Below are 11385 nucleotides of genomic sequence, written 5' to 3'. Positions count from 1 at the left end.
CCACCACATCCAACGAGGCTCCGATGTTCGATCTGATCGTCCGAAACGCAAATCTTCCCGATGGCCGCAGCGGCATCGATATCGGCATTGAGGGCGGCAGGATCGCTGCCGTCGAGGGTAATCTCCAAGCTCAAGCCGGCGAAGAAATCGACGCCACCGGCAGGCTGGTCAGCCCGCCTTTCGTCGATCCTCATTTTCATATGGACGCTACCCTGTCGCTCGGCCTGCCGCGCATGAACGTCTCCGGCACTTTGCTCGAAGGTATCGCGCTGTGGGGCGAGCTGCGCCCGATCGTGACGAGGGAAGAGCTGGTCGATCGTGCGCTGCGCTATTGCGATCTGGCGGTGACGCAAGGCCTGCTCTTCATCCGCAGCCATGTCGATACCAGCGATCCCAGGCTGGTGACCGTCGAGGCGATGATCGAGGTCCGCGAAAGGGTCGCGCCCTATATCGACCTGCAACTGGTCGCCTTTCCGCAGGACGGTTATTACCGTTCGCCGGGTGCAATCGACGCACTCAACCGCGCCCTCGACATGGGCGTCGACATCGTCGGCGGCATACCGCACTTCGAACGGACGATGGGCGAAGGGACGGCCTCGGTCGAGGCGCTCTGCCGCATCGCTGCCGATCGCGGCCTGCCGGTCGACATGCATTGCGATGAAACCGACGATCCGCTGTCGCGCCATATCGAAACGCTGGCGGCTGAGACCGTCCGCTTCGGCCTGCAGGGACGTGTCGCAGGCTCGCATCTGACCTCGATGCACTCGATGGACAATTATTATGTCTCTAAGCTCATCCCGCTGATGGCGGAGGCTGAAATCAACGTCATCCCCAATCCACTGATCAACATCATGCTGCAGGGCCGGCACGATACTTATCCGAAACGCCGCGGCATGACCCGCGTGCGTGAGTTGATGGATGCCGGGCTCAACGTCTCCTTCGGGCACGATTGCGTTATGGACCCCTGGTATTCGATGGGATCGGGCGACATGCTGGAGGTTGGCCACATGGCGATCCATGTCGCGCAGATGGCCGGCATCGACGACAAGAAGAAGATCTTCGACGCGTTGACCGTCAACTCGGCGAAGACGATGGGACTTGCAGACTACGGTCTGGATAAGGGATGCAACGCCGACCTCGTCATCCTCCAGGCGCGCGACACGCTGGAGGCGCTGCGGCTGAAGCCGAACCGGCTGGCGGTGATCCGCCGCGGCAAGGTCGTCGCCCGCTCGGCGCCGCGCATCGGCGAGCTTTTCCTGGATGGGCGCCCGGCCCGGATCGACGGCGGCCTGGATTACGCACCGCGCTATTGAGACGTATCGACGCCTGCTCGGCGAGCTGTGATGATCCAGGCGCGGGAGTCGAAGAACACCCCCTCCGGCGTCCTATGCGCCTCCAGCAAATCGCGCAGTCGCTGCAGCGGTTTGCCAGGCGGTTCACCGGTATGCGCAAGCGCGTCCTTCACAAGATAGAGGCCGGCGAGCGCATCAGACGCCGCATCGACGTCCGGTCCATAGAAGACAGGCTCTCGCAGGTCGGCAAAGTCGATCGACGTGAAACCTGCGGCGCTCAAAAGGTCCTTGGCTATGGGAGGATCGCCAAGCGAAAACGGGTCGGGACCACCTGCCGAAACCACAGTTCCCGGTGCCAGGGCCTGCCGGATGGCGCCAGACCACTCGTTACGCTCTCGGCTTTGCCACACCATCCACACAAGACGCGCGCCCGGACGCATTGCCCGGCCGATATTGGCAAAGGCCGCCGCCGGATCGGCAAAAAACATCACGCCGAACCGGCTGATGCAGAGGTCGAAACTGGCAGCCGGAAAGGCGTGGAATTGCGCGTCTGCCTGCTCGAACACCACATTTCGCAAACCCTCCGCAGCGCTCCGTCGCCTTGCGATCTGGAGCATCTCTACGGAAATATCCACACCGACCGCTTCTCCTTGAGACGCGGTGCGGGCGGCTTCACGCGTCGTCTGCCCCGCACCGCAGCCGATATCGAGCACCCGGTCATCCGCGCCGACATCGGCAGCATCCCGAAGGTGCCGGTTATGGCGCGCCAATTCTGCATCGTAAAAATCGGCACGATCGAACGCCATGACACTGACTCTGCTTCGCGTGAGCTTCGATCATCGGTTTGATGAGAATGCCGGAGTTTCTCCCGGCATCCATGAGCGGTATCAGGCGATCTTCTGGCGGGTCGGCAGTTTCCAGCCGGGCCGGACGAAGTGGCAGGTATAGCCGTTAGGGATCCGCTCCAGATAATCCTGGTGCTCGGGTTCGGCCTCCCAGAAATCGCCGGCCGGCACAACTTCGGTGACGACCTTGCCGGGCCACAGGCCCGAAGCATCGACGTCGGCGATCGTATCGCGGGCGACACGCTCCTGCTCAGGACTGGTGTAGAAAATCGCCGAGCGATAGCTCGTCCCGACGTCGTTGCCCTGGCGGTTGCGTGTGGTCGGATCGTGGATCTGGAAGAAGAATTCGAGGATTTCGCGGTAGCTGATCCGGGCGGGGTCGAAGATGATCTCGATCGCCTCGGCATGGGTACCGTGGTTGCGGTAGGTGGCATTCGGCACATCGCCGCCAGTATAGCCGACGCGGGTCGAGATCACGCCCTTGTAGCGGCGGATGAGGTCCTGCATGCCCCAGAAGCAACCGCCGGCGAGCACTGCACGTTCTTCGGTCATTGGAGGTCTCCTTGTTTGCCATGAGATAGTGTCTCACGTCGCCGATTTCCATAAGATGGAAATCCGCCGGCCGCGGCGGCTTATGTCCTAATCTGGAAACCCTCCCTGAGCCAGGGATGCAGCGCCCTGCTGGCGGCTAGGATGTCTCCAGCGCCGTCGACTGTCGCGCCGGAAAAACGCGTGACTATGCCGCCGGCCTCTTCGACCATCAGCGCCGAGGCGCCGAAATCATGGATCGAGAGGCCGTCCTCGAAGAAGCCGTCCAGCCGGCCGCAGGCGACATAGGCGATCGACAGAGCCGCCGAGCCCAGGCGACGCACGCCTGCCGTATTGGCCATCAGGCGTTTGATGGCATCGAAATAGGTCTCTTCCGAAACCGCCTTGACCTGGCCCGGGATGGGCAGGCCGGCGCCGATCAGCACGTTCTCGATGTCGCCGACATCGGCGCAGCGGATGCGCTCGCCATTGAGATAGGCGCCGCCGCCGGTCTCGGCGCTGAAGAGCTCATCCTGCATGGCGTCGTAGACGACGCCGGCGACGATCCGGCCGCCTTCGGCGATTGCAATCGTGATGCCGAAATGCGGGAGGCCCCAGGCGTAGTTTGTCGTGCCGTCGATCGGGTCGATGTAGATGATCGGCGTCTCCGGCCCAGCCGTGCGGTTGCCGACAGCCTCCTCGCCCTGGATGGCATAATCGGGAAAGGCCTTCGTCAGCTCCTCGACGATGATACGCTCGAGCGCGACATCGATCTCGGTCTGGTAATCGCGGGGCGCCTTGGCCAGCATTTCCCCGGATGTCCGCCGCCGTAGGGAGGCTCGGGCCGTCTCGCCCGCCTTCAACACCGTTTCGGCAAGCACGATGAGGCGGGGCGACGCGTTCGGGGAAAGGCGCGCTGATGTCGGGGAGGATGCCATGAAGAAAATCCGGTTGCTGCAGATATGAACGAAGTGAATCGTGCGGAGCCACTCCCTTCGCAGAGACCGGTGAGGGTTTTTTGAAGCTGTCCGCGCCTGACGGGTCTTATATCAGGCGCTCGGTCGATGCGTCAAAGAGATGGACTTGGGCCGGATCGACCGATAGTCCGATCATCTCTCCTGGTCTGACCTTGTCGCGCCGCGTCTCGACAATCGTCAGTTCCGGCTGCGTCGCTGCGACGATGAAGGTCGAGGAGCCTGTCGACTCGACAAAGGCGATCGGCACGTCGAAGCTGCCCTGCCCGGGCGCGACCACCTCGATATGCTCCGGCCGGATGCCGGCGACGAGCTTACGTCCAGGTTCGACCACGCGTGCTATCGCAAGCCTCTGCTTCACCGCTCCGAAATCCAATACAAGGCTCTTGCCGTCTTCGGCAGCGACGGCGGGAATGAAATTCATCGCCGGCGAGCCGATGAAGCCGGCGACGAAGCGGTTGGCCGGGCGGTCGTACAGGTCAAGCGGCGCGCCCTGCTGTTCGATGATGCCGTCACGCATGACAACCACATGATCGGCCATGGTCATTGCTTCCACCTGGTCGTGGGTAACGTAAACAAAGGTGGCGTTCAGCCTGTCGTGCAGCGCCCGGATTTCCTTGCGCATGTGGACGCGCAGCGCCGCGTCGAGATTGGAGAGCGGCTCGTCGAACAGGAAGGCCTTGGGATGGCGGATGATGGCGCGGCTCATGGCGACGCGCTGGCGCTGGCCGCCGGAAAGCTCGCGCGGATAGCGCTTCAGAAGATGCGAAAGACCTGTCGTCGCCGCCACGTCCTCGGCCGCCTTCTTGGCTTCCGCCTTGGCGACCCCGCGAATGCGCAGGCTGTAGGTCAGGTTCTCCTCGACCGTCATATGCGGATAGAGCGCGTAGGACTGGAAGACCATGGCGACGTCGCGCTTGCGCGGAGGCACGCCGTTCATCAGTTCGCCGGCGATCCTGAGATCGCCGGTCGAGATACTTTCGAGGCCGGCGAGCGAACGCAGCAGCGTGGACTTGCCGCAGCCCGAGGGGCCGACAAGCGCGACGAAAGTGCCCTTGGCGATCGAAAGGTCGATGTTCTTCAGGGCATGGAAGGCGCCGTAATATTTGTTGACGCCTCTGAGCTCGATCTGCGTGGTCATTTCAGGGCTCCAGAGGTGAGGCCGGATACGATGCGGCGCTGCAAGAGAACGAAGATGGCGAGGATCGGCGTCACATACATCGTGGCGTAGGCCATGATGTTGTTCCACTCGTTGGTGTTCGGACCCATGAAGGAGTTGAGGCCGACGCTGGCCGGCTGAAGTTCGGCCGCCTGGATCATCGACTTGGAATAGACGAATTCGCCGAAGGCTTGCATAAAGATTAGGATGGCGCTGACGAGAATGCCGTTGCGGGCGAGCGGCAGCACGATGTTGAAGAAGGCGCCGACACGCGAATTGCCGTCGACGAGGGCCGCCTCCTCCAGTTCCTGGGGAACGCTCATGAAGGTGGCGCGCACCAGGACGACGAAGAAGGGCATGCTCTTCGCGGCAATCGCGATGACGACGGCAAGGCGCGGATAGGAAAGCAGGCCGATTTGCGAGAAGCCGACGAAGATCGGCGTGATCATCAGCGAGGCTGGCAGCACCTGCAGCATAAGGATCAGAAACAGGCCGACATCCACCCAGACGTTGCGATATCTCGCGAGCACATAAGCGCAGCCGACGCCGAGTACCGTGATGAGCGCCATGGCGCCGAGCGCGATAAGCAACGAATTCCAGAGATAGCGGCCCATGTCGCGGCTTTCCCAGACATAGGCATAGGTGCCCCATTGCGGCGCTGAAGGCCAGAAGCTCGGCGGCGTCGCGAACATCTCCGAGCCGCTCTTCAGCGCGGTGATGTACATCCAATAGAGAGGGAAGAGATAGATCGCGGCCATGACGATCGAGATTGCCAACATCAGACGGTCGCGGTTCGTCGTCGTGCTCATCCGCGCACCTCATGGCGGGTGGAGCGGACATAGACGACGGATGCGAACATGACGAAGACGATCATGATGACGGAGATCGTCGCACCCTTGGCGAAGTCGTATTGGCGGAAGGAAAGATCCCAGGCCCAATATTGTGTGACATTCGACGAATTGTTCGGTCCGCCCGAGGTGATCGCGGCGAAGAGATCGAATTGCTGCAGGGTGAAGATCAGTCCGAGTGCGATAATGGCGCCGATCGTCGAACGCATCATCGGCAGTGTGATCGTCCAGAAACGCTGCCAGACATTGGCGCCGTCGAGTTCGGCCGCTTCGTAGAGATCGGCGGGGATGCCGGCAAGACCGACGGAAAGCAGGATCATGTTGAACGATGTGCCGAGCCAGATGTTGGCGATGATCACGGCATAAAGCGAATAATGCGGGTCCGAGCGCCAGAAGATGTTGCCGGAGATGATGCCACTTTCCCTGAGGATGAAATTGAGGACGCCGAAATCGCCTGACAGAATCCAGTTCCAGATAGCGCCGACGACGAGGCCGGGCATCACCCAGGAGACGAGGAACAGGCCGCGCATCCACGAGGCGCCGGGAAAATTGACCCAGAAGAACAACGCCAGTCCGAAGCCGATCAGGAACTGCCCGGCGATCGATCCGGTGACGAAGATGAGAGTGTTGTAGAGGATCGGCAGCGTTTCCGGCTGCGCGAAGAGATCAGCATAATTCTTGAAGCCGACGAAGGGGCGCGAGAAGGTTCCGAGGCTGAACATGTCGACCTCCTGGAAGCTCATCACCACATTGTAGATGAGCGGCAGTCCCGCCATCAGGAAAAGAAAGCTGAGGGGGAAAGCGACCAGCACGATATCGAAGCCGCGGCCGTCCCTGACGCTCGTCAGTATCCTCTTCATGGATCCTCCGATATCCCGAACGGGGGCCGCCTGGCGCGTGATGCGGAAGACAGCCCATGCCGGGAGGAAATGTTGATGGCGTCGCGCCATCACTGGGAATTCCCTTCTCCCCAGCGGGGAGAAGGTGCCGGCAGGCGGATGAGAGGGCGCCGTGTTTGCTATTCTTCACTTGCGTTCAGAATGCTCGTCGCTTGCACTCCTCACCCCCCGCATCTGCCCTTCGGGCATCTTCTCCCCGCCGGGGAGAAGGGGAAGCCGAGAGGTTTGTCGCAGCCGATGATTAGCCTAACACAGCCTTGATCTTATCCGCCGCCTGGTCGAGCGCGTCCTTCGGGCTCATCTGGCCGGTCAGGGCCGCCTGAATGGCGTCCTGGATCGCTTTGGAGATCTTCGGCCATTGCGGATGGGGCCCGCGCGGCTTGGCGTATTTCAGCTGTTCGAGGAAGACCTTGAGGGCGGCATCCTTCAGCGGCTGGCCGCTCTCGGGGATCGAGATGTCGGAACGGGCCGGAAGCTGGCCGAAATTCTTGAACATCTTGTCGTCCTGCGAGGCGAAATATTCGAGCGCCTTGAAGGCTTCCGCCGGATGTTTGCTGGTGGCGAAGATCGCCCAGTTGAAATCGCCCATGGCCGAGGAGCGTTCAGCTCCTTCCTTCGGAACAGGAAGCAGGGTGACGCCCCAGTCGAATTTCGCTTCCTGCACCATGCGGTCGAGCTCCCACGGGCCGGAGATCGCCATGGCGGCATTGCCGGAATTAAAGGTACCGGTCGAATCCCACTGGCCGCGCGTCAGACTATCGGGGGAAGCAAGCTTCTCGTCGATGATCGTCTTCCAGATTTCGAGCGCCTTCACCGCGCCGTCGGCATTGATGTGCTCGTAGCTGCCGCCGCCCATCTGCGCCCAAGGAAGGAACTGGAACGTGCCCTCCTCGTTGGCCTTGGCCGAGAAGGCGAGACCGTAGATGTTCTTGGCCGGATCGGTCAGCCTACGGGCATCCTCAACCAGCTCGTCCCAGGTCTGCGGCGGCTTCGCCGGATCGAGGCCCTTCGCCTTGAACATGTCCTTGTTGTAGTAGAGTGCGATTGTGTTGGTCGCTTTCGGCACGCCGTAATATTTGCCGTCCCACTCGACGGATTTTAGCGGCCCAGGGAAATAATTGTCCGGCTTGATGACTGTCGACTTGGCGATCATGTCGGTGAGATCGAGGAAGGCGCCGCGCGACGAGAAGAGCGCATGCTCCGGATTGTCGACTGCGATGATATCGGGCGCCTGGCCGGTCGCATAGGCGCGCATCGCCTCGGTGACGACGTCGTCGAACTGGATCAACCGGTATTCGATCTTGATGCCATTGTTCTGGGCGTTGAATTCCTTGACCAGGTTCGGCGCCGGCTGGGTGTCCTTGTCAAGCGACCAGAGGGTCAGTGTGACGTCCTCGGCCTTGGCCGAAAGACCGAAGAGCGAGACGCCTGCCAGCGCCAGAGCGCCGAGAATTGCATATTTGCGGATAGCCATGGTTCTCCTCCTTTGTGGTTATCCCCGTTTCCGGCAATCCTCCTTGCCGGCCACGATATCGTCAGATCGGATCGACGACGAATTCGCCGCCCCGGGCATGCTTGAGGTGGTTCAATGCGTAAACCTGGCCGGTCATTTCGAGCTCGTCGCGATAGACCGGGTCATGCCAGCCTTCGATGTCAATCGAGCCCGACCAGCCGGCAAGGCGCAGTTCGGAAATAATGTCGGTCCAGTTGCTATCGCCAAAGCCCGGCGTGCGCATGAACACGAACTTCTCCTTGCCGAAGATGCCGTGTTCCTTGATGACTTCCCAGCGGATGGTCGCGTCTTTGCCGTGGACGTGGAAGATCTTGTGCGCCCATTTGCGGATCTGCGGCAGAGGGTCGATCAGATAAACCATCTGATGGCACGGCTCCCATTCCAACCCGATATGATCGTCCGGCGTTTCATTGAAGATCAGCTCCCAGGCATCCGGATTGTGGGCGATATTCCAGTCGCCGCTCGCCCAGTTGCCGTCCATGGCGCAATTCTCGAAGGCGATCTTGACGCCCTTGTCGGCGGCGCGCTTGGCGAGTTCGCTCCAGATCTCTTTGTAGCGCGGCAGACTGTCGGTCAGCGGCTTGCCGCGAATGCGTCCGGTGAAGCCGGCGACGCAGGTGGCGCCGAAATGATGGGCGTTGTCGATGCAGTCCTTCCAGCCCTGCAACGTCTCCAGGTCGATCGCGTCCTCTTCCAGCGGATTGCCGAACATGCCGAGCGTCGAAATGGTGATGTCGCGGTCGCCGATCGCATCGCAGCAGCGCTTGCCGAGCTCGGCGAGGTTCTGTCCCCTCGTCGTCTGCCAGAAAAAGGGCTCGAAGCTTTCGAAGCCCAGGTCGGCAATCTGGCCGATGCGCGCGGCGGCATCACCCTTGTTGCCGCTGACCATGGTGCCGATGCGAATGGATTTTGCAGGGTTGCTCACGTCACTTCATCCTATGCTGAAATTTCGATGCGCCGGCCTGTCTTGGCGCTTTCGATCGCGCCGAAGACCATCGCAAGGCTTCTGATATTGTCGGAATTGACGGTCTCGGGCTGATCGCCCGTGCGGATCGCCGCGATGAAATCGGCAATGACGCTGGCGTGCCCGTGGATTTCCTCATCATGTTCTGGACCGGGAACGTTTACGGAAACAAAGCCGCGCAACAGACCCGGTTCCTCGCCGGCGACGGCGGCCTCGAAATTCTCGTCGCCGTCCCAGGTCAGCATTCCCTTCGAGCCGACGAGGCGCCACTGGCTTTCCCAGCTGGTGCGCTCGCCTTCGGCGCACCAGGAGCCGCGATAGGTGAAAACGATATCGTCGGAAAATTCGAAGACGGCGTTTGCCGAGGCGCCGTGCCGGTACCAGGAACCCTTCGGGTTCCGCTCGACGCAATAGACGGCGAGCGGCTTCCTGTCGGCGACATAGCGGGCCGCGTCGAAGGTATGGATCGCCATGTCGAGCAGCAGCACATTGTCCATCTCCTCGCGGAAGCCGCCGAAATGCGGCGCGAGGAAGAAGTCGCAGTGAATGGCGGTGAGCTCGCCGATCGCACCGCTGTCGACGAAACGGCGCAGGCGCCTGACCCCCGATATGAAGCGTCGGTTCTGGATGACGGCATGGATACGGCCGGTCTCTGCGGCGAGATCGATCAGCGCAGCGCCTTCGTCGAGCGAGGCCGCCATCGGCTTTTCGCTGAGCACGTGGCAGCCGGCCTTGAGCGCGGTCGAAACGACATCGTACCGGGCGGACGGAATGACGATGTCGAAGACGAGATCGGCTTTCGTGGCAGCGATGACCTCGGACAGGTCAGAGCCGATGACGGCGCCTTCCAGGCCAAACTCGGCAGCGAGCTTTTCCGCCGTCACGCGGTTCAGGTCGACAAGGCCGACGATGGCGATGGACTCGGCGAGGTGAGGGTTGGAAGCGATGGCGCGCAACCAACCTTTGGACATAGCTCCGCACCCGCACAGAATGGCACTGAATTTCACGATTTCCTCCGAGGGAATGGCGCCAACTCTCCTGGTGACACGCATCCCGTAAACGTTTACGACTTTAGGCGAAAACATTTTACGCTGTCAATAGAGGCGAAATGCGAAAGTGCGGACCGGAGGAAAATCGCCAGCCATGAAGGGGATTCGCCAGCTTGCCGAACACCTGAATATCTCGATCGGCACGGTCTCGCGGGCGCTGAACGGCAAGCCCGATGTGAACGAGGAAACCCGCCGGCGCGTGCTGGCGGCGGCCGAAGAGCTCGGCTATGTCGCCAATCAGTCGGGACGGAGCCTTCGACAGGGAGAGACGAAGGTCATCGGCTTGATGATTGAAGCCAGCCAGGAAGTGGTCGAAAATGCCGACAACTTTTTCCTTGGGGTCACCAGCGGGCTGCAGCATTGCTTTGCCCGCCATAAGCTCGACCTCCTGATACTCCCCTGCCCGGCCGATGAGGACCCCCGCGAATATCTCAAGCGCATGGTGGCGCGACGTGTCGTCGATGCGATGATCATCTCCAACACGCAGCGTATCGATCGGCGTATCGATCTTCTTTCGCGCGCAAAGATTCCCTTCGTTGCTGTCGGCCGCAGCCTTTCGCCCGGCAACTTTCCCTGGGTCGATCTCGATTTTGAGGGCGTCGCCGAACGTGCTGTCGAACGGCTGGTTGCGCACGGCCATCGCCGGATCGCGATCACGGCGCCGTCGACCGAGGCCAATCTCGGCTACCTCTTTGTCGACAGCTATCGCCGTGCGCTCGAACGGCACGGCATCCGTTTCGATCCCTTGCTGGTCATTCGCGTCAAGTCGAGCGAACAAGGCGGCTACTACGCAGCGCATGAACTGCTGCAGCTTGAAGACCGGCCGACCGCAGTCATCTTGATCTACGAGATCATGGCGATCGGCCTCTACCGACGGCTGATGGAGTCGGGGGTCCTCCCCGGTCGCGACCTCGCGGTCATAGGTTTCCGCGATGCCCCGCGCGCACGCTTCCTGCAGCCCTCGCTCAGCTGCTTCCGCATGTCGCTCCATGATCTTGGCATCGCGATCGGCCAGACGCTTCTCGCCAGCATGCCGGCCTATCGCGCCCTCTATCCGGATGGCGGCCGCAACATCATCTGGCCGCTGGAACTGGCACCCGGAGAAAGCGACGCCTTTGAGGTCGAGGCCCAGGCCTGAGCGCTGCTGCGGCGACAGTCGCCGTGCGCCACGATCGGCCGGCGCCGCGCTCGCGGCAGCCGTTCCCCTCTCGTCATCGAACCGTAGTGAAGGGGCAGGCCGGCATCTCGTCATGAAGGTCATATTCGGCCCTTGATAATCGCGGCTTGGCAAGGCAGGAGAGTGACATCGCGGAG

Annotated in this window: 11 protein-coding genes; 2 read left to right on the top strand and 9 right to left on the bottom strand. The window is 61.6% G+C overall.

Translation table 11 applies throughout. The features are described from left to right. Nucleotides 1-23: 23 nt before the first annotated feature. Nucleotides 24-1313, top strand: a complete 1290-nt coding sequence (locus NMA58_RS22520; protein WP_434713995.1) for an amidohydrolase family protein — start codon at nt 24-26, stop codon at nt 1311-1313. On the opposite strand, the gene NMA58_RS22515 is transcribed toward NMA58_RS22520, so the two are convergent. From NMA58_RS22515 to NMA58_RS22475, 9 genes are all read right to left on the bottom strand, one after another. Then, nucleotides 1307-2098, bottom strand: coding sequence for a class I SAM-dependent methyltransferase (locus tag NMA58_RS22515; protein ID WP_434713994.1), 792 nt, complete (start codon nt 2096-2098; stop codon nt 1307-1309). The two genes, NMA58_RS22520 and NMA58_RS22515, sit on opposite strands and share 7 nt — an antisense overlap. Nucleotides 2099-2179: 81 nt before the next feature. Further along, nucleotides 2180-2689 carry a peptide-methionine (S)-S-oxide reductase MsrA gene (gene msrA, locus NMA58_RS22510; RefSeq protein WP_097599627.1) on the bottom strand — a complete coding sequence of 170 codons (510 nt, stop codon included), beginning with the start codon at nt 2687-2689 and terminating at the stop codon, nt 2180-2182. An 80-nt stretch (nt 2690-2769) separates the two neighbouring features. Further along, entirely contained in the window at nt 2770-3603 is an 834-nt protein-coding gene (locus NMA58_RS22505) for an inositol monophosphatase family protein (RefSeq protein WP_434713993.1), read from the bottom strand. Between the two features lie 106 nt (nt 3604-3709). Continuing rightward, on the bottom strand, nt 3710-4780 hold the full coding sequence (locus NMA58_RS22500) for an ABC transporter ATP-binding protein (RefSeq protein ID WP_434713992.1): 1071 nt from the start codon (nt 4778-4780) through the stop codon (nt 3710-3712). Continuing rightward, nucleotides 4777-5607, bottom strand: coding sequence for a carbohydrate ABC transporter permease (locus NMA58_RS22495; RefSeq protein WP_434713991.1), 831 nt, complete (start codon nt 5605-5607; stop codon nt 4777-4779). Before NMA58_RS22495 ends, NMA58_RS22500 begins: the two co-directional genes overlap by 4 nt. Next, nucleotides 5604-6506, bottom strand: a complete 903-nt coding sequence (locus NMA58_RS22490) for a carbohydrate ABC transporter permease (RefSeq protein ID WP_434713990.1) — start codon at nt 6504-6506, stop codon at nt 5604-5606. The genes NMA58_RS22495 and NMA58_RS22490 overlap by 4 nt, the downstream gene beginning before the upstream one ends. 280 nt (nt 6507-6786) lie before the next feature. Next, nucleotides 6787-8019: an ABC transporter substrate-binding protein gene (locus NMA58_RS22485; RefSeq protein WP_434713989.1), complete on the bottom strand. Its 1233-nt coding sequence runs from the start codon at nt 8017-8019 to the stop codon at nt 6787-6789. Between the two features lie 61 nt (nt 8020-8080). Continuing rightward, nucleotides 8081-8983, bottom strand: coding sequence for a sugar phosphate isomerase/epimerase family protein (locus NMA58_RS22480; RefSeq protein WP_434713988.1), 903 nt, complete (start codon nt 8981-8983; stop codon nt 8081-8083). Nucleotides 8984-8994: 11 nt separating this feature from the next. After that, the gene (locus tag NMA58_RS22475; RefSeq protein WP_434713986.1) at nt 8995-10029 is read right to left on the bottom strand and encodes a Gfo/Idh/MocA family protein; all 1035 of its coding nucleotides are present in this window, start codon (nt 10027-10029) and stop codon (nt 8995-8997) included. Nucleotides 10030-10165: 136 nt separating this feature from the next. Here NMA58_RS22475 and NMA58_RS22470 point away from each other — a divergent pair, with 136 nt between their 5' ends. Beyond that, complete coding sequence (locus NMA58_RS22470; protein ID WP_434713985.1) at nt 10166-11209, top strand: substrate-binding domain-containing protein; 1044 nt, start codon at nt 10166-10168, stop codon at nt 11207-11209. The last annotated feature ends 176 nt before the right edge of the window (nt 11210-11385 follow it).

Origin of the sequence: Rhizobium sp. YTUHZ045 (genome assembly GCF_051124255.1) — a bacterium.
In the GTDB taxonomy this organism is placed as follows: domain Bacteria; phylum Pseudomonadota; class Alphaproteobacteria; order Rhizobiales; family Rhizobiaceae; genus Rhizobium.
This window is presented reverse-complemented; position numbering and strand designations above follow the sequence as displayed.

Coding starts and splice junctions, on each gene's coding strand:
- NMA58_RS22520 (WP_434713995.1), top strand. CDS start 24: ATGTTCGATCTGATCGTCCGAAACGCAAATCTTCCCGATGGCCGCAGC.
- NMA58_RS22515 (WP_434713994.1), bottom strand. CDS start 2,098: ATGGCGTTCGATCGTGCCGATTTTTACGATGCAGAATTGGCGCGCCAT.
- msrA (WP_097599627.1), bottom strand. CDS start 2,689: ATGACCGAAGAACGTGCAGTGCTCGCCGGCGGTTGCTTCTGGGGCATG.
- NMA58_RS22505 (WP_434713993.1), bottom strand. CDS start 3,603: ATGGCATCCTCCCCGACATCAGCGCGCCTTTCCCCGAACGCGTCGCCC.
- NMA58_RS22500 (WP_434713992.1), bottom strand. CDS start 4,780: ATGACCACGCAGATCGAGCTCAGAGGCGTCAACAAATATTACGGCGCC.
- NMA58_RS22495 (WP_434713991.1), bottom strand. CDS start 5,607: ATGAGCACGACGACGAACCGCGACCGTCTGATGTTGGCAATCTCGATC.
- NMA58_RS22490 (WP_434713990.1), bottom strand. CDS start 6,506: ATGAAGAGGATACTGACGAGCGTCAGGGACGGCCGCGGCTTCGATATC.
- NMA58_RS22485 (WP_434713989.1), bottom strand. CDS start 8,019: ATGGCTATCCGCAAATATGCAATTCTCGGCGCTCTGGCGCTGGCAGGC.
- NMA58_RS22470 (WP_434713985.1), top strand. CDS start 10,166: ATGAAGGGGATTCGCCAGCTTGCCGAACACCTGAATATCTCGATCGGC.